Consider the following 22,697-nt stretch of genomic DNA (forward strand, 5'->3'; position numbering starts at 1 on the left):
GAGGTCGCGTCGTTCTGCGCCGCCGCCTGGGCCGCCGCAGCCGCCGAGGCGTTGGCGGTGGAGGTCGCGGTCGTCGAGGGCCTCGACGAGGCGTCGGTCGTCGCCGCGGCCTGGGCCGCTGCCGCCGCCGTGGCGTCTGCCGCTGCCGAGGCGCTGCTCGTGGCGTCTGCCAGAGCCGCCGCCACCGCTGCCGCCTCCGCCGCCGCATTGCTGTCGTCGTCGGCCTGAGCCGAGGCCGCCGCCGACGCCGAGGCGTTGGTGTTGATCTCGGCCGAGGCGTCGGCCGAGGCCACGGCATCCGACGAGGCGTCCGTCGACGCGGTCGCGATCGCCGCCGCGCTGGCGTTGGCCGCCGCGCTCGTGCTCGCGTCCGACGTGGCCGAGGTGTCGGCCGCCGTGTTCGACGTCGCATCCGCGAGTGCCGCCGCCTGTGCCGCGATCGCGGCTCCGGCGTTGGCCGACGAGGTCGCGTCGGCGGTGGCCGCGGTCGATGCGGTGGCTGTCGCCGCCGCCTCCGATGCCGCCTCCGCCGCGGGGTCGGCCGCAGCGGAACCCTCGGCCGTCGCATCGGCGTAGGCCGCGGCCTGGGCCGCCGTCTCCGCCACTGCGGCGCTCGACGCGTCGGCGTTCGCGGATGCGGATGCCGAGGCCGCCGCGTTCGCGTTCGTCGACGCCTCCGACGAGGCATCGGTGGACGAGTCGCTCGTGGCCGCCGACTCCGACGAGGCCGCCGAGTTCGCATCAGCCGCTGTCGAGGCCGCCGCGTTCACGTCGTCGGACGCGTCGGCCTGGGCAGCCGCCTGCGCCGCGACCGCCGCGGCCGCGTTCGCGGTCGTGGTCGAATCGGCCGAGGCCGTCGTGGAGGCGTCGGTGGTCGCCGCCGCCACGGCCGCTGCCGTAGCGTCAGCCGTCGCCGCGGCCGATGCCGCGGATGTCGCGTCGGCGAGAGCGGCCGCCTCGGCCGCCGCCTGTGCCGACGGGTCGCCGTCTGCGGTCGCGTCAGCCGATGCGGATGCGGATGCCGCGGCGTTCGTGTTCACGTCGCCCGGATCGCCCGCGGTGACCTCGGTGGTGTCGGTCGCCGTGATCGCGCCGGCCGTGGCGGTCAGCGTGTATCCGGCGCCGGCGGTCGTGCCGGCCGGGACGGGGTAGTTCGCGGTGAAGGCTCCGAACGCATCGGTCGTCGCGGTCACCGGACCGCCCACGTTCGCCCCGCCGCCCGGCGCGGTCAGCTGCAGCGACACGGCGGAGTTCACGGGCCAGCCGCTGCCGGTCACCGCCAGATTGGTTCCTGCCGGGACCGTGGGGGCCGCGTCGACGACGACCGGAGCCGCCGTGACCTCGGTGGTGTCGGTCGCGGTCTGGGCGCCCGCCGTCGCGGTGACGGTGTAGCCCGTGCCCGCCGGAGTGCCGGCCGGGACCGGGTACGACAGGCTGAAGCCGCCGAGCGGTCCCGTCGTCGTGGTCACCGGAGTTCCGATCGCTGCTCCGCCCGGGGCAGTGAGCTGCACCGAGATCTCCGTGTTCGCGGGCCAGTTCGTGCCCGTCACCCCGAGGTCGGATCCCGCCTCGACGGTCGCGTCGGCATCCACCGTCGCCGCCGCCGTGATCTCCGTCGTGTCGGTCGCGGACTGCGCTCCGGCCGTGGCGGTCACGGTGTAGCCGGTTCCGGGGGCGGCCGTCACGGGAACGGGGTAGCCGACGGTGAACCCGCCGCTGGGGTCGGTCGTCACGAGCACCGGTCCGCCGACGGGCACGCCGTCGGGATCGGTGAGCTGAATCGTGACCTGCGAGTTCGCGGGCCAGCCGGTACCCGTCACCGGAAGATCGGTTCCGGCCTGCGCGGTGTCGCCCGCGTCGACCGCTGCCGCTGCCGTGATCTCGGTCGTGTCGGTGGCGGACTGCGCTCCGGCCGTCGCCGTCACGGTGTAGCCGGCACCCGGCGTCGCCGTCGCGGGGACGGGGTAGGCGAGCGTGAACCCACCGCTGGGGTCGGTCGTCACGAGCACCGGTCCGCCGACGGCTTCACCGCCCGGCGCCGTCAGCTGGACGGACACCTGAGTGCTTGCGGGCCAGTCGGCGCCGGTGACGGCAAGATCGGTACCTGCCTGCGCGGTATCGGCCGCATCGACGGACGCGGCCGCCGTGACCTCGGTGGTGTCGGTCGCGGTTGCCGCACCGGCGGTCGCCGTCACCGTGTACCCGGTCCCCGGTGCCGCGGAGGCGGGAACCGGGTATGCGAGCGTGAAGCCGCCGGACGGATCGGTCGTCACGGTCTCCGGGCCGCCCACGTTCGCCCCGCCGGGTGCGGTCAGCTGCACGGTGACCAGCGTGTTCGCCGGCCACGTCGCGCCGGTGACGCCGAGGTCGGTACCCGCCTGTACGGTCGCCGCGGCATCCACCGTCGGCACCGGCGCGTCGGTGACCTCGGTCGTGTCGGTCGCGGTCTGGGCTCCTGCCGTCGCCGTGACGGTGTATCCGGTCGCAGCGGGGGTGCCGGCGGGCACGGGATAGGCGATCGAGAAGAACCCGGTGGGGTCGGTGTTCGCGAGCACCGGCCCGCCGATGGGAGTCTCGTCAGGGGCGGTCAGCTGCACGGACACCTGCGAGCTCGCGGGCCAGCCGGTGCCGGTGACGGCCAGGTCGGTGCCGGCCTGCACCGCAGGTGCCGCATCCACGGCGGCTGCCGCTGTCACCTCCGTGGTGTCGGTGGCGCTGACCGCTCCGGCGGTCGCCGTCACCGTGTAGCCGGCGGCCGGTTCCGCGGACGCGGGGACCGGGTACGCCAGCGTGAACGCGCCCGTCGGATCGGTGGTCACGGTCTCCGGTCCGCCGACGTTCGCGCCACCGGGCGCGGTGAGCTGCACCGTGACCTCGGTGCTCGCGGGATAACCGGAGCCCGTCACAGCCAGGTCGGTACCCGCTTGCACGGTGTCGGCCGCGTCGATCGCGGCGACGGCGGCCACTGCCGACTTCACGGTCGACGAACCCAGGTCGAGCGACACTCCTCCCCCGACTCCGGGGAGCAGATCGACCGCCAGCGCGCGGACCGTGAAGCTGTCGGCGCCGAGGTCACCCGTAGCCGGCTGCTCGTTGATCGTGACGGTCGCGATCTGCGAAAGCACACCCTGCAGAACCGGGTCGAGAGTCGCGAGCAGTGGCGTGGTCAGCCCGGCGAGGGCCGGCTGCACCAACGGGATGACACTGGTGAGCGCCGTGTTCACGAGCGGGCCGGTGGTCGTCGCGACCGCGGAGGTCACGGCCGCGATCACCGGGTTCAGCAGAAGACTGAGGTCGAGCCCCGCGAGAGTGATGTCGGTGGTCGTCGTCGGCGCCGGAGTCGCGGTGCCCGCGAACTGCGCGAGCGTCCCGGCGACGGTGATGGTGCCGGACGTGAGCGTGATGCCGGTGAGCGGGTTGGTGAGAGTGACGCCCACGTTCACCGTCGCCTGCAGCTCGTTCAACGTCGCAGAGAGCACCGACGTGACCTTGCCGTTGAGGCTCTCGGGGTGCGTCCCCGTGAGCGCTGAGGTGATCCCCTGCTGGATGGCCGAGATCATCGTCGCGGAGAGCACGGGGGTGTTCGCCGGAAGCGTGTTGAGATCCGCGCCGGCTCCGGTCTCGACGAGCAGCTGCGCGAGGTTCACCGAGATCGTGCCGTCGGCCAGGTCGACGAGCACCGACCCGGTGGTGTTCTCGAGCGGTTCCTCGAGCACTTCGGTGACCACCGTCTGTCCGACGGTGTCGAGTCCGGCGATCGACGCGGTGCCTCCGGTCGCCGTGAAGTTCGCGACCAGCGGCACGTCGGGAATGGCATTGACGGTGCCGACGAGGGTCGTGGCGAGGGCGGTCAGCGCGCCGCCCGGGCCGACCAGGTTGCTGACCGGCGTGAGCGTGCCCTGGATGGCTCCGCCCAGAGTGGCCGAGAGACCGCCGACGAGGTCGCTGTGCAGGTCGAGTCCGAGGTCGGCGATCCGGTACTCGGAGGTCGCGGCATCGGTGTTCGACTCGGCCCTGGACGCGAGGGCGCCGATGCCGACCGAGGCCTGGTCGAGGACCGCGTCGGTGAGACCCGCGACGTCGAGCTGGTCGAAGAGCCCCGTGAGGTCGAGGGTTCCGGGGGTGACGCTGCCGTCGATCGCGCCCGCGTCGATGGCACCGCCCGACGTGATCGTGCCGGACGACGCGATCGACTGGGTCTGCGTCGGCGAGGAGCTGAAGCTCTGCGCGCTGCCGAGGTCGCCCAGTTGCAGTAGACCGGGCGTCGTGCCGTCAGTCAGCAGCGGAACGTTGAGAGACCCCACGTCGATGCTGAGGGCGTCCAGCGCCGTGAGATCGAGACCCCCGAGCTCAGGTCCCGGAGCAGACGGATTGCTCGTCAGGGTGTGCCCGAGCGTCGCGATGTCCAGCCCCCCGAGCAGGTCCGCCGGCAGCTGGATGATCTGCCCCTGCGCAGCCGACGGATCGGTCGGATCCGCTCCGTCGAGGGCGTTCGCCGCCGTCGGTACCAGTGCACTCGCGAGGATGACCGCGGCGGCTGTTCCGCCTGCGATTCCTCCGCCGATGACCCTGCGTCGCCGCAGAGCCCTCCCCTCCGAAATGTCCATTCGCCTCTCCCGTGATGCAGATTCTCCGCGTCATGGGCCCTCCCCAGGTGCCGAAGACATCAACGGCCGAGCGCATGTTTTGGAGACAGTATTCCCGTGAGAGCGGATTCATGTCCAGGTTTTGTCCAGCTTTGAGGCCCGGATTAACGCACGACAAGACATTCTGTACTCACGCCGATATACCGGATGATCTGAACGCTCAATTGAACGAAGGTTCAGTCAACAAACTGCACAACACGCGGAACGATCGTTCTGCGCGGCGCGTCTGCCGGCACGGCGAACGCCCCGCAGGCGACGGGCCTGCGGGGCGTTTCGTTGTGCGCGCGAGCGGCTAGAGCACGAGGCCGTGCCCGAATCGGAAGAGCGGGTCGGCGGTGTCGAACGGCACATCCGGGCGAGACGCCTCGATCGCTGCCATCGAGCGCGGCAGGTCGAAGGGTAGACGCCCCCTCGACGGCGACGCGCCGCTCAGCACATCGAGCAGCGCGTCTCCGGACGCGCCCCAGTTGACGGTGACGGCCGTTGCGCGAACTGTCACCGGCTCGAGGATCGCCGGTCGGTCGGCAAGCACGTCGACGACCGTCGGGACGACGGCGGAGATCCGCTCGACGTGGTCGATCACCTCGACCGGGAACTCGAGCGAGCCGGCGTGGAAGAAGTTCTCGAACATCGTCTCGCGCTGCTCGAACGGCGCCTGCAGACGCACGATCGCGAGATCGGCGTCACCCGGCGAGTCGACCACCTCGCCGTAGGCGGCCGCCACGGCGGCATCGATGCCCTCCACATAGAGTCTCAGACCGCGACGGAACGGCAGGATGCCGTCGTTCGTGAGCACCGTGATCGATGCGCGCTGAGCCTCCTCGCCTGCGGCGCGAAACTCGGGGGCGCCGACCACGGCATCCGCAGCGTCCTCGTCGACGAACGGATCGTCGAAGAGTCCGAGCTCGAACTTCTCGCGCAGAATCCGACGAGCCGAGGCGTCCAGCCGCTCCTCGGAGACGGACCCTTCGGCGACCAGTGCGAGCAGCAGCTCTGCGCAGTCCTCACCGCCGAACTGGTCGGCTCCGGCGTCGAGCACTTTGCGCATCCGCTCCCGTGGCGACAGGTGCTCCACACCCCACGCGCGAGCGGGGAAGGGCTGACCGAAGATCTCCGCGTCGCTGATGAGTCCCCAGTCCGTGCACACCAGGCCATCGAATCCGAAACGCTCCCGGAGCAGGCCGGTGATCACCGACCTGTTGAAGCCGAAGCCGACCTCTTCGTAGTCGGTTCCCACGGGCATCCCGTAGTACGGCATCATCTGCCTGGTCCCCGCGGCGAGCGCATCCTCGAAGGGCTTCAGATGCAGTTCGAACTGCCCGCCGGGGTACACCTGCTCGCGTCCGTAGGGGAAGTGCGGATCCTCGCCGTCTTTCTGCGGACCGCCGCCGGGGAAGTGCTTCGTCATGGTGGAGACCGAGCCGCGCCCGAACGTCGGGCCCTGGAAGCCGCGGATATATGCCGCCCCGAGAATGCCGGCGAGATCCGCGTCCTCTCCGAAGGTCGCGGTCTGTCGCGCCCAGCGAGGCTCGGTGGCGAGATCCACCTGCGGGTGCAGTGCCACGCGGAGCCCGACGGCGGTGTATTCCCTGCGGGCGATATCGGCGAATCGCTCGACCAGCGCAGGGTCGCGAGTCGCTGCGAGACCCAGGGTTTCGGGCCACTGCGAGAACGGACCGGCGAGGATCGACGCCCCCGGGTTCTCGCTGAAGGAGTGTCGCGGATCGGTCGACAGCGTCACGGGGATGCCCAGCCGAGTGGATGCCGCGAGCCGCTGCAGTTCGTTGTGCCAGGCCGCGATCTCGCGTCCGGTCGGCGCAGCGCCCAAGAGGTTGAAGTGCGTGATGTGCTTGCCCGCCACGAGCTCGCGAGCGCTCGGCATCCCGAACACGGGATTCTCCTCGTCGAGGTCGCCGATCGCGATCATCGTGTGGAAGAAGAGTCCCGCCTTCTCCTCGATCGTCATCTCATCGAGCAGCAGCTGCACGCGCTCGTCGGTCGTGAGGCTGCGATCGAGCCAGGGCCTCGCCGTGGGCGCGATCGCTGTGTTCGTGGTGGTGGTCGTGGTGTCCGTCATCTCACTTGACTCCCTTGATGCGGTAGACGAGCACGGCACCCGCCAGGGCGACGAGGGCGCCGAACAGATACCAGGTGGGGTAGCCGCCCAGCGGCGTTGCGGCGCCCAGAGCGATGATCCCCGGGGCGATCGCGGGCGCGATCGATTGCGGCAGTGCGTTCGCGATGTTGAGCACCCCGAGGTCCTTCGCGACGTCGTCGGGGTTCGGCAGCACCTCGGTCGCGAGCGCGAGGTCGACCGACAGGAACGACCCTGCACCGAGACCGATGATCGCCTGGGCGAGGATCACGACCTCGATCGAGGGCGCGACCGCCAGGATGACCAGACCGACGACCATCACCAGACCGGCGATCGCGACGAACGGGCGACGCTTGCCGATGCGGTCAGAGAGGAAGCCGCCCAGCGGCGAGGAGATCGCCATCGCCGCCATCGAGGCGAGGTTCGCGATGAGGATCGTGCTGACCGCGGCCTGCTCGTCGAGGCCGAAACGCGTCACGAGGTACAGCGGGAGGAAGGTCGCGATGCCGGCGTAGCCGAACATGACGAAGAACTTCGTCAGCCACGTCCAGCCGAAGTCCGGGTGCGTGCGGGGGTTGAACACGAACGAGCCGAAGAACATCGCGAGCGTGAAGCGCTCGGCGGGCTTCTGGGCGAGACGGCGGTCCTTGAGCGTGAGGACGAAGATCACCACGAGCACGAGCGCGATCACGCCGGGCACGACGAAGCGCTCGAAGTCGCCGGGGAGGAAGTTCACGAGGAAGCTGCCGGCGAGGATGCCGATCGGAGTCGTGATGCCGACCACGCCCGAGACCTTGCCTCGGCTCGACACCGGCACCTGGTCGGGGAGGGTTGCGTTGGCGGCGGCGAGCACGGCGTTCATCGCGGTCTGCACCAGGCACCAGGCGAGCAGGACGACCCACACCGAGGTCGCGACGCCGATGATCGCGAAGCCGCCGAGGCCGACGATCGCTCCGCCGAGGATCCATGGGCGGCGCATGCCCCAGCGCGATGTCGTGCGGTCGGAGAGGCGGCCGACCAGGGGATTCGCGACCAGCGCGAAGGCGGCACCGACGCCCATGACGAGGCCGAGACTGCCCTCGGTGTTCGTGGGGTCGAGACGCTGGATCTTGAACGCCATCGACACCATGACCGGCGTCAGCAGCGCGAGGAAGACGCCGAAGTTCACGGCGGCGAGTCCGGGTGTGTAACCGCGCGGGGTCTTCGGCGGGGTCGTGCCGACAGCCTTGAAGCCGGTCGTTCCGACGGCCGCCGCATTCGCGGCCGGTGACAACTCTGTCATGGGATTCCTTTCGGGCAAGGGAGCGCCGATCGTCTTCGAGGCGGCGTCGAGATGACCATACATGAAAGTCGACCGATTGGTAAGTGAATATCGACCGATTGGTAATGAGAGAGGATGGGTGGGTGAGGAGGCCGCGATGACGACAGCGACTTCGACGGGCGCCCGGCAGGCGCGCGCCGCTGCCACCAGGCAGCGCATCGTCGACGCGGCCCGCGAGCTGTTCGTCGCGAACGGCTACCGCGCCACTTCACTGCGGGACATCGCGGCCGCGGCATCCGTCAGCCATCCCGGACTCCTCGGCCACTTCGCCTCGAAAGACGCTGTGCTCGCCGAAGTGGTTGCCGGGTTCGAGGACGACAACGAGAGGGCATTCGACGCGATCGTCGCGAATGCCGAGCCCGGCGCCCTGGTCTCTGCGGAGATCGCGGCGCGCAACGCACGCACGCCCGGCTATCTGGAGCTCTTCGCGGCTCTCACGGGCGAGGCGTCCACTCCCCGGCATCCCGCGCACGAGCGCATGCGAGGACGATACGAGAGGCTCCGCGCGATGACGCGGGATGTGCTCGTCGACGCCCGACAGCACGGGACCATGGATGCCGATCGCGACCCGACCGCGGAGACGATCCGCCACATGGCCGGGTGGGACGGCCTGCAGCTCATGTCGCAGTATCTGCCCGACCGTGTCGACGTCGTCGCGATGCTGGAGGAGCGGGAATCGCTGTGGGCGCTGCCGCCCGGCTGGCGCGACCCCGACGACGCACCGGCGGCCGCGACCGGTGCGCCTTTCCCCGGCATCACGGGTGCCCTCATCGACGAACCGACGGACGCCGACCCCGGCTACGCCGTCGGACGCAAGCGGCGGGCGAGGATCGTCGCCGACGCCATGCGGCTCTTCGCGCGCGACGGCTACGGTGACACGAGCCTGCGCGACATCGCCGAGGCCGTCGGAGCCTCGAAGTCGACGCTTCTGCACCACTACCCGTCCAAGGAGCTTCTGTTGAGCGCGGTGCTCGCCGAGCGTGACCGCTCGATCCAGGACCGCGCCGACACGATTCCCCTCGACCGCGCTGCCGATGCGCTGCGCGACCTACCGCTGGGCGCTTTCGGCAACGCTCACGACGAGCCGGGGCTGATCGAGGTGTACGCCGTGCTGTCGTGCGAAGCCGTGCCGGTGGGTCATCCGGCTCACGAGTACTTCACCCGGCGATTCGCCCGTGCGATCGACTATTTCGCCGAACTCTTCCGGCTTGCTCAGCTCGACGGCGATCTGCCCGCGCACCGCGATCCCGAGCACGAGGCCGTCTGGCTCGTCGCCCTCTGGGACGGCCTGCAGTACCAATGGCTGTACGACCGGGATGCCGTGAACATCGCCGCTCAGCTGCGGGCGCACCTCGACGACGTGCTGCCGCTTCGCGACTGAGAACGGCGGACGGCGGACTCAGGCGTTCGCGATCACGGCGAGCACACCTTCGCCATACGCCTCGCGCTTCTTCTCGCCGATGCCGGTGATGCCCTCGAGGTCGGAGAGCGAAGCCGGGCGGTGCTCGGCGAGCGCCCGCAGCGTGGCGTCGCCGAAGACGACGTACGCCGGCTTGCCCTGCTCGCGAGCGACGCCGGCACGCCAGGCGCGGAGCGCCTCGAAGAGGCCGCGGTCTCCGGCATCCAGAGCATCCGCCGCGCTCGCCTTGCGGGCGCGCGTCGGCGACGACAGCCGTCCGATCGTGTCCTTTCGGAGCGGCACGGGCGTCGCACCCTTGAGCACGCCGGGCGCCTCGGCACCGGGGGCGAGCGTGCCGTACTCCCCCTGAGCAGCGAGGATGCCGCGGGCGAGGAGCTGGCGGATCACGCTGCGCCAGTCCTGCTCGCTGAGATCGGAACCGATGCCGTAGGTCGCGATCTTCTCGTGGCCCTGCTGGCGGATGCGCTCGGTCGACGCTCCGCGCAGGATGTCGATGAGGTGGCCCGCACCGAACGCCTGGTTGCGCTCGCGCTTGAGGCGCACGATCGTCGAGAGCATCTTCTGCGCCGGGATCAGCCCGTCGAACGTGTCGGCCTTCTCGAGGCACGTATCGCAGTTGCCGCACGGCTCGGAGTCCTGCCCGAAGTAGCCGAGCAGGTTCTGCCTCCGGCACTGCACGGTCTCGCAGAGCGCGAGCATGGCGTCGAGGTGCTGCCCCATGCGCATCTTGAAGGTGCGGTCGCCCGGGCTCTGATCGATCAGGCGTCGCTGCTGCACGACATCGCCCAGGCCGTAGGCCATCCACGCGATCGAGGGCAGACCGTCGCGCCCTGCTCGACCGGTCTCCTGGTAGTACCCCTCGACCGACTTCGGCAGGTCGATGTGCGCGACGAAGCGCACGTCGGGCTTGTCGATGCCCATGCCGAACGCGATCGTCGCGACCATGACGACGCCGTCCTCTCGGAGGAAGCGCGACTGGTTCGCCGCGCGGACCTCTGGCGGCAGCCCCGCGTGGTACGGCAGGGCGTCGAAGCCCTGCGCCGAGAGGTACGTCGCGGTCTGCTCGACGGACTTGCGGCTGAGCGCATAGACGATGCCGACCGCTCCCTCGGGCTGCTCGCGGATGAAGGAGACGAGCTGCTTGCGGGGGTCGACCTTCGGCACGATGCGGTACTGGATGTTGGGCCGGTCGAAGCTCGCGACGAAGTGCTTCGCGTCGTCGAGGTGCAGCCGCTCGGTCAGCTCCTTATGGGTCGCGCGGGTCGCGGTGGCTGTGAGCGCCATGCGCGGGACGCCGGGGAACCGCTCGCCGAGGTCACCGAGGGCGAGGTAGTCGGGGCGGAAGTCGTGGCCCCACTGCGACACGCAGTGCGCCTCGTCGATCGCGATGACGCTGAGCGTGCCGCGCTGCAGCAGCGCCGTCGTCGCAGGGCTCGACAGGCGCTCCGGCGCCACGTAGATGAGGTCGAGCTCGCCCGACACGTACGCCCTCTCGACCTCGCGGCGCTCGTCGATCGACTGCGTCGAGTTGAGGTAGGCGGCCTTCACGCCGTTCGCGCGGAGCGCGTCGACCTGGTCGTGCATGAGCGCGATGAGGGGGCTGATCACGAGTCCCGTCCCCTCGCGCACGAGCGCAGGCACCTGATACGTGATGCTCTTGCCGCCGCCGGTCGGCATGAGCACGACGGCATCCCCGCCACCGATGACCTGGTCGACGATCGCGGCCTGGTCGCCGCGGAACTCCTCGTAGCCGAACACCGTGTGCAGCGCCTCGCGCGCGGTCGCGAAACGACTCGGCGTCGCACGATGGACCGGAGGGGCGGATGCCGTCGCCACGGGCGTCGAGGGCCCAGGGCCCCAGTCGAGCGGCGGCTCGAACCCGGCTCCCTGGGGCTCCCAGTCCAGGGGCTCCGGCGGCTCGCTCGGCTCCCAGCCACCCTCCCAGTCGTCGCGGGGCGGCTCGTCTGCGAACGGCAGATCCTCGTACGGGTCACGGGGAGTCTGCGGCATCCCTCCAGCGTAACGACCCCCGCCGACAAGCCGGGCCGCCGCGTCCACAGCATCCCGCGCACCCCTTGTTCAGGTGGCACCTCTCGTCGTAATTCTGCTCAGATTCCCGCAGCAGGTGCCCACGGGACGCGTCTTTCGACCTCGGTGTCGCCGCGCGGGCGTAGGTTGGACGCAGACGCCCGAAGGAGCCTCCGATGACCGACTTCACCGTGACCCGCAACGACGACGCCTCGCGCTACGAGATCCACTCCGGCGACACCCTGGCCGGGTTCGCCGAGTTTCAGCTGCGCCCCGGTGCGATCCGCTTCATCCACACCGAGATCGACCCGGCTTTCCAGGGGCAGGGTCTCGCGAGCATCCTCGCGAAGGACGCACTGACGGATGCCGCGGCCACCGGAGACGCCATCGTGCCGCTGTGCCCGTACATCGCGAAGTACCTGACCACGCACGAGATCGAGGGCGCCGAGATCCGCTGGCCGCAGCGGCCGGCCCCGGTCGCGGGCACCGACGCCGCGGAGGCGTGATGATCGGCGAGCGCCGCATCGTCCTGGAACCGCGCGACGTCCCGCTCGGCGGGGTGCGCGGCATGAACGTGCTGCGCCTGCTGCCGCACCGCAACCTGCCGACCATCGGCGCGTGGTGCTTCCTCGACCGGTTCGGCCCGGCCGAGACGCGCATGCGCGTCGAACCCCACCCGCACATCGGTCTGCAGACCGTGACCTGGCCGCTTGTCGGCGAGATCCGCCACCGCGACGCCCTCGGCAGCGACGTCAACCTGCGACGCGGCCAGCTCAATCTCATGACCGCCGGCAACGGCATCTCGCACTCGGAGTACTCGGTCGGCGATGATCCGGTGCCACTCGACGCCCTGCAGTTCTGGGTCGTGCTGCCGGAGACCGCGCGGCACGGCGCCGGTGGGTTCGAGCAGCACACGGAGCTTCCCGGTGTCCGGCTGCCCGCCCTCGACGGAGCGGATGCCGCGGCCACGGTCGTGCTGGGCGAGTTCGCCGGCATCACCTCTCCGGCCACCGTGCACACGCCCATCGTCGGTGCCGAGGTCGTCGTCGCCGCCGGAAGCACCGTGCGGTTGCCCCTGCACACCGGCTGGGAGCACGGAGTCATGCTCGTCGAGGGGGATGCCGTCGTGTCGCAGCATCCGATGGAGCTGAACGACATGCTCTACCTCGGCGACGAACGGGATGCCGTCGAGGTGTCGAGCGCGAACGGCGCGCTGTTGTTCCTCCTCGGCGGTGAGCCGTTCGAGAGCGACATCGTCATGTGGTGGAACTTCGCCGGTCGCACGCACGAGGAGATCGTCGAAGCGAGAGACGACTGGGAAGCCGCATCCGACCGCTTCGGAACCGTCGAGGGCCACGACGTGCGCATCCCCGCGCCGCCGCTGCCCGACGTGCGGCTCATGCCCCGCGGTCGCAAGATCTGACGCCCGCGCTAACCGGTCCTCGAGCGAGCGGTCGTTGAGCGACCGGTCGTTGAGCGAGCGAAGCGAGACGAAACGCGGTGAGGTCCGTACGACTCCTCGCCGCGTTTCGTCTCGTCGCGCGCTACTCGACCGTTACGATCGTCCGCACAGCCGAGTCGCCGTACTGCACGAGCCCGAGGTAGCGGGTGCCGGCCTCGAGGCCGCTCCAGCTGAGGTCGTAGCTCGTCTTCTCGCCGCGGACGGCGGGAACCGGGTTCGGGTTCGCGGTGAACGCGCCCTCACCCTCGGGCTGCACGGCGGCGTAGGTCATGTCCCACGTCATCGGCGCCGAGGTCGCGTACACATTCGCCACGACCAGGTACGTGCCCGCGGTCGGAGCCGCGACCGTCACCTGCTCATCGGCCGATCCGGTGGCCGACTGCCACCGCTCGTAGTACCGCAGGTCGTCGGGGCTCACCACCCGGTACACGGTGAGGTCGAGGTCGCTACCGGCGTCGTCCGACGAGTCGAGGTCGAACCGGGCGAGCGTCGTGCCCTCCGGCACGTCGACGATCCACGACACGTCCTTGTTCTCGTCTCCCGAGGACTCGTCGCCGGAGTGACCGGTGACACGCCCGTCGGGGTCTTCCAGCAGCGTGAACGGCGTGAGACCCGAGAGACCGAGAGCGAGGTCGCCGTCGACACCCGGCGTGATCTCCACCGTGGTCGACCCGTCGACACCCGTGCCCGACACCTCGGCCGGAGCATCCGCCGTGACCGGGAACACCGCGATCGGCGACCGCACCGTGTTCTTCTTGCTCGTCCAGGTCAACGACCCGGTCGCCCACTGCTCGACCGGCGCGCTCGCGTTGTCGAACGTGACCGTGTAGCTCGCGGTCTGGCCCGCTCGGTCGAATGTCAGCGTGGAGGGAGACACCGTGACGTTCACACCGGGCACGTCGGCGGATGCCGTGAACGTGCCCTTCTCGGTGGAGGTCACCGTGCGGGTGACGGTCTGCGCGCTCGCGAGCGATCCGATCGAGATCGACGCGACGTTCAGGTCGCTGCCGTCGATCGGGTCGCCCGGGAAGTCGGCGAGGCCCTTGCCCTCGAGGTAGGCCGTCCAGTCGGCGACGTCGTTCAGGTACAGCAGACCCGGGTTGAAGTACCGCTTCGGGTCGACCTGTCCGGCGCCCTGCTGGAACGGGTCGCGGTTGGGCGATCCGTCGGCGTTCACGGTGTCGTACGCCGTGGTCATCATCGCGGACTTGATCTCGGCGGGCTTGGCGTTCGGCCGCTCGCCGAGATACAGGGCCGCGAGGCCGGCGATGTGCGGCGACGCCATCGAGGTTCCGGAGAGGATGCCGAAGGTCGGCGCCTCGTCGGGGTCGTTGTTCGTCGCGGCGAGGATCGCCACACCGGGGGCGGCGATGTCGGGCTTCATGATGTCGCTGCCGTCGGCCAGCATCGGCCCGCGGCTCGAGAATCCGGCGATCTGCGGCACCGGCGTGGTGACGCCCGTCGTGTTCTCGCCCACGAGCGAGATCGGACGATCGGTGCCGCCCTGCACGTACGCGAGCACGGCCGCGCGGTAGGCGGAGGCGAGGTGCACGGTCGGCACGGCGTGGAAGTCGTTGTCGAGCGAGTCGGATCCGCCCGGAACGTTGACGAGGACCATGCCGATGCCCCCGGCATCCTTCACGACCTGCGACTTCTCGGCGCGCGCGTTGTTGCCTCGATCGCAGACCACGATGTGGCCGGCCGCCTTCGCGGCGTCGAGCGTGCCCGGGAGGCAGAGCGCGGCATCCGCACCGGAGGCACCGGATGCCGGTATGTCGCCCGCGTACACCGACGGGCCGGTCACGGTCTGGCCGAACGGCACGCTCACCGACGCTCCCGCCTGCGCAAAGCCGTCGAACTGCACCGTGCCCTCCCACGTCGGGATGGTGGATGCCGCGACCGTCGTGTACCAGGGCGAGGCGTGGTCGGCGGTCACCGGGTCGGGTCCGTCGTTGCCCGCGCTCGTCGCGACGAAGACGCCGGCGGCGGCCGCATTGAAGAACGCGATGTCTTCGGGGGCGAGGACGGTGGATGCCGCGCCGCCGCCGATCGAGTAGTTGATGACGTCGACGCCGTCGGCGACGGCCTGGTCGATCGCGGCGATCAGGTCGCTGCCGGCGCAGATGTCGTCGGTCGTGACCGCGGGATCGGGGCCGACGTAGCAGGCCTTGTAGGCGGAGACCTTCGCGCCGGGCGCGACACCCGAGATGGTGCCGAGATCGACGCCCTCGACGGTCGCCTTCACCTTGAAGTTGCCGGCCGCGGTGCTCGCGGTGTGCGAGCCGTGTCCGTCGCCGTCGCGCGGCGAGAGGTAGTCGTACTGGAAGTCGAATCCGGCGGCGGCAGCGCCCGAGGAGAAGTACTGCGCGCCGATCAGCTTGCTGTTGTAGTCGCTCTTGTCCCACCCCTGACCTTCGACCATGGTGGCCTGGAAGCGCCCGCCGTCGGACTTGTCGAAGTAGACGGTGGTGCCGTCGGTGTAGGGCTGACTGCCCTTGTGGCGGTTCTTGTCCTTCTTCTGCTGCTTGAGCTTCTTGCCCTCGAACGACGGATGCTCGGGCGCGATGCCGGTGTCGATCACGCCGACCACGACGCCTTCACCGGCCTTGTCGACGCCGCCGGTCTGCTGCCAGACGCCGCCCTTGCCCTTCTTGTCGTCGCCGAGCCCGAGGAAGCTGGTGGAGGACTGCGCGTCCGGGTGGCGGATGAAGTCCGGATAAACGCCGTAGACGTCCTTCGACGCGCGGAGCTTGTCTACCTGCTCACCCGAGAGCTGGGCGCTGAACCCGTTGAGCACGACCTGATAGGTCGTGTCGGGGGTGACCCCGACCTCCTGGGCGAGCGTCTGCTGTTCGGTCTCGAGGTGCTCGACGTAGCGGAGGGACTCCTGCGATTCCGGCTCGAGCTGCTCGCCTTCGGCGGGCTTCGTGGCCTGGATGCCGTCAACTCCGCCCTCATAGCTGGCGAGCGGATCGGCCTTCATCACGACGATGTACTGACCGGGCGTCCCCTCGATCGGGGTGGGTGCGTTCACCTCCTCGACGCCTGCGTATCCTGCGGTTGCCGTCGACGCGACGAACAGCGCGGCCAGGCTTGTGGCCGCCGCCATCCGGAGGGGTGTTCGACCCATGTGTGTCTCTCCGATGATCACGGTGCGGCCTCGTTGCCGCACCGCCGATCAAAGTAACCCGGGCTTCGGTCGGGTGACCAGGCTCGACGAGGAAACCTAGACGAATGGCCAATACATCGCTGTGCGTCCGTCGAGGATCGTGCGTCCGTCAGCCTCGCTCCGGCGAGTGCACGCGCGCGAGGAACCTCGCCGTGCGCGGCGACGGTCCGCGCGGGTCGAGCACCGACACGACGACCGTGACCGCGGCCGCCAGCGGGATCGTCCAGGCGGCGGGCTGAGCGAGATACGGAGCGGCGACGCCCACTCCGCCGATCGCGGCGTGCACCACCAGGGCGAGGCCCGCTGCGAGGCCACCGGACAGCATCCCCGCGACCGCCCCGCGGGCCGTGAGGCCGCGCCACCACACACCCAGGAGGATCACCGGAGAGAGCGTCGACGCGGCGATCACGAACACGACTCCGACGCTCGATCCGAGTCCCGCCGGCGCGGTGAGAAGCGCGACCGCGAGCGGGACGAGTGCGCACAGCACGGCCGACAGACGGAACGAGCGCACGGATCCGGAGAACACGTCCTGGCTCACGACCCCGGCGAGCGACACGACCAGCCCGGCCGAGGTCGCGAGGAACGCGGCGAACGCGCCGGCGACGATGAGCGCCGTGAGCAGCTCCCCCGCAAGACCCGGGAACACCCGGGAGGGCAGCAGCAGGACGACCGTGTCGGCCACCCCCGGCTCCGCCAGGTCGGGAGCCGCGACGCGCGCGAGCAGACCCATCGTGCTCGACACGGCGTAGAACGCGCTCACCATGCCGATGACGATCACGGTGGTTCGGCGCGCCGACACCCCCGTCGGACTCGTGTAGAACCGCACGAGCACATGCGGCAGACCCATGGTCCCGAGCAGGAGGGCGAGAAGCAGGGATGCCGTCTCGTACGCGTCGAACCCCGAGGGGCCGGCCTCGGCGGGGAACACCAACGCGGGGTCGAAATCGTGCGGCCCGCCGCTCAGCGCGAACGCGATGCACACCACCGGCACGAGCAGCGCCGTGAGCTTGAGCCAGTACTGGAACGCCTGCACGTAGGTGATCGCGCGCATCCCTCCCGCCGCCACTGCCGCCGCGACGAGCACCGCGACGAGCACCGCCCCCACCCACTCGGGCAGCCCGGCGACGACGAGCAGCGTGATGCCGGCGCCGTGCAGCTGCGGCACGATGTACAGCCAGCCGATCACGAGCACTGCGATGCTGGTGACACGGCGGGCGGTCGTCGATTCCAGCCGCGCCTCCAGGAAATCGGGGATCGTGTACGCGCCGCTGCGGCGGAGCGGCGCCGCGACGAACACCAGCACCAGAAGGTAGCCGGCCGCGTATCCGATCGGGAACCAGAACCCGCGCGCGCCGTCGAGCAGGACGAGTCCGGAGAGTCCGAGGAACGTGCCAGCCGAGAGATACTCCCCGCTGATCGCCGAGGCGTTCCACACCGGGCGCACCGTGCGCGACGCCACGAAGAAATCGCCCGTGGTGCGCGAGATACGCAGCCCGTAGACGCCGATGAGCAGCGTCGCGACCACGACGAGCGCGATGCCGACGAGGTCGAGGACGGCGTTCACTCGCGGTCCCGCAGCACACGGAACCGGCGTTCGTTGCGCGCGGCCGTGCGCACGTACAGCACCGCGAAGACGAGGATGATCGGGTAGAACGCGTACGCCTGCAGCAGCCACGACAGCGGCAGCCCCCACACGACGAGCTCATCGAACTCGGGAATCAGGGCGATCGCGAGCGTCAGCGCGATCACGACGAGCACGAAGCCCGCGACGGTGCCGAGTGCGAGCCGCAGCTGGCTGCGCATCAGTGCGCGCGTGAAGACGGCATCCGCCTCGTCGACCGGCGAGCCGGGCAGGGCGATGCCGCGCGTCAGCGGCGCTGGGCGTCGCGTCGGCGCATCGGCGGTGACGCGCACGCGCTTCGGCGTCTCGGTCACGGCGCCCCCTCGACGCGCAGGAGGGCATCGCGCACCCCGGCAACAAGGCGCCTGCTTACGGGCAGCACCGCGGCATCCACGACGACCGCCGGTTCCGACCCCCACAGCCGCGCCTCCGTCACCGCGGCCGCGCGGACGAGGGTGGAGCGATGGATGCGGAGGAAGCCGGCATCCGCCCACCGGGTCTCGAGCTCGGAGATCGGGATGCGGACGAGGTGCCCGCCGTCCGCGGTGTGCAGGCGCGAGTAGTCACCCTGGGCCTGCACCCAGCGCACCTCGCTGCGCCGCACGAACCGCACGGTCGAGCCGAGCGTCACCGGCAGCGTCTCGTCGTCGCCCGGCACGGCGACCTCGCCGAGCTCGATCACGCGATCGACGGCCTGCCGCAGCCGCTCGACCCGCACCGGCTTCAGCAGGTAGTCCGCCGCGCGCAGCTCGAACGCCTCGACCGCGCGGGCCTCGTCGGCGGTGACGAACACGACGGCCGGCGGCGCGGCGAGGGCGAGCAGGGATCGGGCGAGGTCGGTGCCGAGCAGGCCGGGCATGTGGATGTCGAGGAACGCGATGCGCACGGGGTGCTGCGACAGGATCCGCAGCGCCTCGGCACCTGACGTCGCCGTGAGCACGTCGCCGACCCGCGGGTCGAGGCGCAGCAGGTGCACCAGCTCGTCGAGCGCCGGCTTCTCGTCGTCGGCGACGAGGGCGTCGATCGTGCCTGCGTCGGTCATCGAGTCAATCGCCTTCGGGATCGTGCTGCGGCTGCGACTTGGGCACCCGCATGCGCACCAGGGTACCCGCGCCGGTGTTCGTCTCGACGACGAGGCCGCCCTCGGGTCCGTACAGCTGACGCAGGCGGGTGTCGACGTTGCGCAGGCCCACGTGCGACCCGTCGTCGGCGGCCGTGAGTGTGGCGCGGAGCGCGTGCGGGTCCATCCCGACGCCATCGTCCTCGACGGTGACCTCGGTGTGCGTGCCGTCGTCACGCGAGACGATGCGGATCTCGCCCCCGCCCTCACCGGGTTCGACGCCGTGGCGCACGGCGTTCTCGACCAGTGGCTGCACGGAGAGGAAAGGGATGACGGTCGACAGCGTCTCCGGCGCGATCCGCAGGGTCACGCGCAAGCGCTCTCCGAACCGTGCGCGCTCCAGTTCGAGGAAGGAGCGGATGCTGCCGAGCTCCTCCGCGAGCGTCGTGAACTCCCCCTGCCGGCGGAACGAGTACCGCGTGAAGTCGGCGAACTCGAGCACGAGGTCGCGCGCCCGTAGCGGGTCGGTGTGGATGAACGACGCGATCGCGGTGAGGGAGTTGTAGATGAAGTGCGGCGAGATCTGCGCCCGCAGCGACCGCAGCTCGGCCTCGGCCAGCTGCGTGCGCGACGCATCGAGGCTGCCGAGCTCGACCTGCGCGGCGCACCAGTCGGCGACCTCTTCCGCCGCTCGCACGAGCGCTGCACCGACCGGGGCTGCGAACGCCACGACGGCGCCGATGACCTGCCCGTCGACGACGATCGGTGCGCCCACCGCTTCGAGGGCGTCGGTGTGCCCGTCGGGCGACCGGAAGACCTGTCGACGCGCCGAGGACCGCACGTGCTGGGCGATGCGCACGGCCGACGACTCCAGCCCGTCGGACGGTCCGTCGAACGACAGCGCATCGTCGTCGCCGACGATCGCCACCGCCGCACTGCCGAGCAGCACCCGAAGGTGCCGGGCCGCCTTGACCACGTCGGGACCGGTCAGCCCCGCGCGCAGGTGCGGCGCTGCGAGGCTCGCCTGATGCAGGGCCTGCAGCGCGGCCCGCTCGGCATCGCTGCCGAGGTCGGCCGATCCTCGCGCCAGCCGCCGCGCGAGCAGCAGGAGAACCGTGAGCACGACGCCGCCGACCGCGCCCAGGACCGCGGCGAGGACGACGTCGTTCATGCCCTCAGCCTAGGCATACGGCATCCGGTCTTTGAGACGCTTCCCGCTCGTCAACTTCTGCGGCCATCGTGAAGTTCTGCGGCCCGCGGGACCGACTCTGGCCGCAGAAGTTGCTCGAGGCCGCAGAACATGCGCCTCGAACTCGTCGGCCGGTCAGCAGCAGCGGGCACCGGGGTTGCGGTCCTGGTCGTCCATCCGCTGCCGCCAGAACTGCCGCTCGGTCAGCGGCTCCTGGTCGGGGTGGTGGCGACGGTGATGGGCGACGTAGGTCGCATACGCGGTGTCGCCCATCAGCGTCGTCATGTACCAGTGGATGCCGCGGCCCACCCGCCCCGCGGCGCTGAGAAGCGTCCGCAGGGCGGTGGCCGCGGCATCCGTCCGATTCATCGTGTCGGTCATCTCCGTGCCTCGATCAGTGCCTCGATGCCCGGCGCTCGTCGGCGAGGATCGGCTCCCACTGCTTCTCGAGCTCGCGCTCTTCGGCGGTCGGAATGAATCCTGCGGGAGCATATCGGCGCGAGGCGACCGGCGCGTCTTCACTGTTCTCGCCGCCGCCGTTGCGGATCGCCTTGACGGTGGCGATGACCGCAGCGATGATGACGACGATCGCGAGCGTGACGAAGATGATCGACAGCGTGCCCTGCACCGCGGTGTTGCGGATGACGGCCTCCAGCACCTTCGGCTCCCCGAGCGACGTGTCGCCCGAGCTCAGCGCCTCGCGGTAGCGGAAATGGTTCGCCCAGTAGCCGATCGCCGGGACCGGGGAGAGGATCTTGTACAGCGACGCCGTGATCGTGACGACGGCCGTGAACGCGAGCGGCAGTCCGATGATCCAGAGCCACTTGACGTAGCTGCGTCCGCGCTTCGCGACGATCGCGAGCACCACGGCGAGCGCGATCGCGGCCAGCAGCTGGTTGGCGATGCCGAACAGCGGGAAGAACGTGTTGATGCCGCCGAGCGGATCGGTGACGCCGAGGATGAGGATCGCTCCCCAACCGGCCACCATGATCGCGGTGCAGATCCACACGCCGGGACGCCACGAGACGTCGCGGAACCTGGGGAACCAGGCGCCGATCGAGTCCTGCAGCATGAAGCGGGCGACGCGCGTTCCGGCATCCACGGCCGTGAGGATGAACAGCGCCTCGAACATGATCGCGAAGTGGTACCAGAACGCCATGAGCGCCTGACCGCCGAGGGCCTGCTGCATGATGTGCGCGAGACCGAGCGCGAGGGTCGGGGCGCCGCCGGTGCGCGACACGATCGATTCCTCGCCGACCGCCTCGGCGGTACCGGTGAGCATGTCGGGCGTGAGGTTCACCCCCGTCAGGCCCAGGGAATTGACGAAGGCGACGGCTCCCTCGACGGTGCCGCCGGTCGCCGCAGACGGCGCGTTCATCGCGAAGTAGATGCCCTGGTCGATCGAGATCGCGGCGACGAGGGCCATGATCGCGACGAACGACTCCATGAGCATGCCGCCGTAGCCGATGAAGCGAGTCTGCCGCTCCTTCTCGACGAGCTTCGGAGTGGTGCCCGAGGCGATCAGCGCATGGAACCCCGACAGGGCACCGCAGGCGATCGTCACGAACAGGAAGGGGAAGAGCGGACCGGCGAACACCGGGCCCATGCCGTTCTCGCCGAAGATGCTGACGGCGGGGACGGAGATCTCCGGGCGCACGAGCACGATCGCCCCGGCGAGCATGACGATCACGCCGATCTTCATGAAGGTCGACAGGTAGTCGCGCGGAGCGAGCAGCAGCCAGACGGGGAGCACGGCAGCGATGAAGCCGTAGATGATGATGCCCCACGCGATCGTCGTGCGGTCGAGGTGGAAGATCGCCTGACCCCACTCGGTGCCGGCGACCCAGCCACCCGCGATGATCGCGGCCATGAGCAGCACGAAGCCGATGATCGAGACCTCGGTGACCTTGCCCGGGCGCAGGTAGCGCAGGTACACGCCCATGAAGAGGGCGATCGGGATGGTCATCGCGACCGAGAACACACCCCACGGGCTCTCGCCGAGCGCGTTCACGACGACGAGGGCGAGGATCGCGACGATGATCAGCATGATGAGAAGGGATGCCACGATCGCGGCCGTGCCGCCGATCCTTCCCAGCTCCTGACGCGCCATCTGACCGATCGTGCGGCCACCGCGGCGCATCGAGAAGAAAAGCACCGTGTAGTCCTGGACGGCTCCGGCGAGCACGACGCCGACGATGATCCAGATCGTTCCGGGCAGATAGCCCATCTGCGCGGCGAGCACCGGACCGACGAGCGGACCGGCACCGGCGATGGCCGCGAAGTGGTGACCGTAGAGCACGCGGCGGTCGGTGGGGACGTAGTCCTTGCCGTCCTGCTTCACCTCGGCGGGCGTGGCCCGACGGTCGTCGGGGCGTGTGATGTAGCGCTCGATGACCTTCGAGTAGAAGCGGTAACCGATCAGGTACGTGCACACGGCCGCGAACACGAACCAGATCGCGTTCACGGTCTCGCCGCGGACGATGGCGAGCATCACCCAGGCGACACCGCCGAGCAGGGCGATGGCGGTCCACAGCAGGATCTTCGGCAGGGTCCAGCGGCTCGATCGCTCGTGGTGCTCGTCGGTCAGGGCGACCGGCGGCAGCTTCGGGTCGGTGACGATCACGGGATCGTCGTCGGTGGTCGCGGTGCCGCGGCTGTGCGGCGAGGATGCGGTCATGGGGGT

Annotated in this window: 14 protein-coding genes; 3 read left to right on the forward strand and 11 right to left on the reverse strand. The window is 70.2% G+C overall.

Annotation, left to right across the window (positions count from 1 at the left end; all coding sequences use genetic code 11):
- The 3 genes from AUC47_RS15880 to AUC47_RS15890 all read right to left on the reverse strand — a co-directional run.
- Nucleotides 1–4,607, reverse strand: a 4,607-nt coding sequence (locus tag AUC47_RS15880; protein ID WP_143740757.1) for a choice-of-anchor G family protein, incomplete at its 3' end; no start/stop codon positions are given.
- A 331-nt stretch (nucleotides 4,608–4,938) separates the two neighbouring features.
- Complete coding sequence (locus AUC47_RS15885; protein ID WP_096716165.1) at nucleotides 4,939–6,723, reverse strand: glycoside hydrolase family 3 protein; 1,785 nt, start codon at nucleotides 6,721–6,723, stop codon at nucleotides 4,939–4,941.
- Between the two features lies 1 nt (nucleotide 6,724).
- The gene (locus tag AUC47_RS15890; RefSeq protein ID WP_096716166.1) at nucleotides 6,725–8,023 is read right to left on the reverse strand and encodes an MFS transporter; all 1,299 of its coding nucleotides are present in this window, start codon (nucleotides 8,021–8,023) and stop codon (nucleotides 6,725–6,727) included.
- Nucleotides 8,024–8,159: 136 nt separating this feature from the next.
- Between AUC47_RS15890 and AUC47_RS15895 the strand changes: the two genes are divergently transcribed.
- On the forward strand, nucleotides 8,160–9,443 hold the full coding sequence (locus AUC47_RS15895) for a TetR/AcrR family transcriptional regulator (protein ID WP_096716167.1): 1,284 nt from the start codon (nucleotides 8,160–8,162) through the stop codon (nucleotides 9,441–9,443).
- Nucleotides 9,444–9,461: 18 nt separating this feature from the next.
- Here AUC47_RS15895 and recQ read toward each other — a convergent pair whose 3' ends face one another.
- Entirely contained in the window at nucleotides 9,462–11,492 is a 2,031-nt protein-coding gene (recQ, locus tag AUC47_RS15900; RefSeq protein WP_096716168.1) for a DNA helicase RecQ, read from the reverse strand.
- A 194-nt stretch (nucleotides 11,493–11,686) separates the two neighbouring features.
- On the opposite strand from recQ, the gene AUC47_RS15905 reads away from it, so the two are divergent.
- Nucleotides 11,687–12,016, forward strand: coding sequence for a GNAT family N-acetyltransferase (locus AUC47_RS15905; RefSeq protein ID WP_096716169.1), 330 nt, complete (start codon nucleotides 11,687–11,689; stop codon nucleotides 12,014–12,016).
- The gene (locus tag AUC47_RS15910; RefSeq protein ID WP_096716170.1) at nucleotides 12,016–12,933 is read left to right on the forward strand and encodes a pirin family protein; all 918 of its coding nucleotides are present in this window, start codon (nucleotides 12,016–12,018) and stop codon (nucleotides 12,931–12,933) included. Before AUC47_RS15905 ends, AUC47_RS15910 begins: the two co-directional genes overlap by 1 nt.
- A gap of 121 nt (nucleotides 12,934–13,054) precedes the next feature.
- Here AUC47_RS15910 and AUC47_RS15915 read toward each other — a convergent pair whose 3' ends face one another.
- The 7 genes from AUC47_RS15915 to AUC47_RS15945 form a co-directional block, all read right to left on the reverse strand.
- Entirely contained in the window at nucleotides 13,055–16,081 is a 3,027-nt protein-coding gene (locus AUC47_RS15915) for a S8 family peptidase (RefSeq protein WP_179297656.1), read from the reverse strand.
- 169 nt (nucleotides 16,082–16,250) lie between these two features.
- Entirely contained in the window at nucleotides 16,251–17,708 is a 1,458-nt protein-coding gene (locus AUC47_RS15920; RefSeq protein WP_096716172.1) for a sodium/solute symporter, read from the reverse strand.
- Complete coding sequence (locus tag AUC47_RS15925) at nucleotides 17,705–18,079, reverse strand: heavy metal transporter (RefSeq protein WP_096716173.1); 375 nt, start codon at nucleotides 18,077–18,079, stop codon at nucleotides 17,705–17,707. Before AUC47_RS15925 ends, AUC47_RS15920 begins: the two co-directional genes overlap by 4 nt.
- The gene (locus AUC47_RS15930) at nucleotides 18,076–18,807 is read right to left on the reverse strand and encodes a LytR/AlgR family response regulator transcription factor (protein ID WP_096716174.1); all 732 of its coding nucleotides are present in this window, start codon (nucleotides 18,805–18,807) and stop codon (nucleotides 18,076–18,078) included. The genes AUC47_RS15925 and AUC47_RS15930 overlap by 4 nt, the downstream gene beginning before the upstream one ends.
- Nucleotides 18,808–18,811: 4 nt before the next feature.
- Entirely contained in the window at nucleotides 18,812–19,996 is a 1,185-nt protein-coding gene (locus tag AUC47_RS15935) for a sensor histidine kinase (protein WP_096716175.1), read from the reverse strand.
- Nucleotides 19,997–20,149: 153 nt separating this feature from the next.
- Nucleotides 20,150–20,395 (reverse strand): YbdD/YjiX family protein, encoded by a 246-nt coding sequence (locus AUC47_RS15940; RefSeq protein WP_096716176.1) that lies wholly within the window; start codon nucleotides 20,393–20,395, stop codon nucleotides 20,150–20,152.
- 13 nt (nucleotides 20,396–20,408) lie between these two features.
- Complete coding sequence (locus AUC47_RS15945) at nucleotides 20,409–22,691, reverse strand: carbon starvation CstA family protein (RefSeq protein WP_256999640.1); 2,283 nt, start codon at nucleotides 22,689–22,691, stop codon at nucleotides 20,409–20,411.
- Nucleotides 22,692–22,697 lie beyond the last annotated feature (6 nt).

The organism is Microbacterium sp. SZ1, assembly GCF_002362255.1.
In the GTDB taxonomy this organism is placed as follows: Bacteria; Actinomycetota; Actinomycetes; order Actinomycetales; family Microbacteriaceae; genus Microbacterium.

What these genes read in the sequence shown, in the direction of transcription:
- AUC47_RS15930 (WP_096716174.1), bottom strand. Translation starts at nt 18,807, where the DNA reads ATGACCGACGCAGGCACGATCGACGCCCTCGTCGCCGACGACGAGAAG.
- recQ (WP_096716168.1), bottom strand. Translation starts at nt 11,492, where the DNA reads ATGCCGCAGACTCCCCGTGACCCGTACGAGGATCTGCCGTTCGCAGAC.
- AUC47_RS15905 (WP_096716169.1), top strand. Translation starts at nt 11,687, where the DNA reads ATGACCGACTTCACCGTGACCCGCAACGACGACGCCTCGCGCTACGAG.
- AUC47_RS15890 (WP_096716166.1), bottom strand. Translation starts at nt 8,023, where the DNA reads ATGACAGAGTTGTCACCGGCCGCGAATGCGGCGGCCGTCGGAACGACC.
- AUC47_RS15895 (WP_096716167.1), top strand. Translation starts at nt 8,160, where the DNA reads ATGACGACAGCGACTTCGACGGGCGCCCGGCAGGCGCGCGCCGCTGCC.
- AUC47_RS15940 (WP_096716176.1), bottom strand. Translation starts at nt 20,395, where the DNA reads ATGACCGACACGATGAATCGGACGGATGCCGCGGCCACCGCCCTGCGG.
- AUC47_RS15945 (WP_256999640.1), bottom strand. Translation starts at nt 22,691, where the DNA reads ATGACCGCATCCTCGCCGCACAGCCGCGGCACCGCGACCACCGACGAC.
- AUC47_RS15885 (WP_096716165.1), bottom strand. Translation starts at nt 6,723, where the DNA reads ATGACGGACACCACGACCACCACCACGAACACAGCGATCGCGCCCACG.
- AUC47_RS15915 (WP_179297656.1), bottom strand. Translation starts at nt 16,081, where the DNA reads ATGGCGGCGGCCACAAGCCTGGCCGCGCTGTTCGTCGCGTCGACGGCA.
- AUC47_RS15935 (WP_096716175.1), bottom strand. Translation starts at nt 19,996, where the DNA reads ATGAACGACGTCGTCCTCGCCGCGGTCCTGGGCGCGGTCGGCGGCGTC.
- AUC47_RS15910 (WP_096716170.1), top strand. Translation starts at nt 12,016, where the DNA reads ATGATCGGCGAGCGCCGCATCGTCCTGGAACCGCGCGACGTCCCGCTC.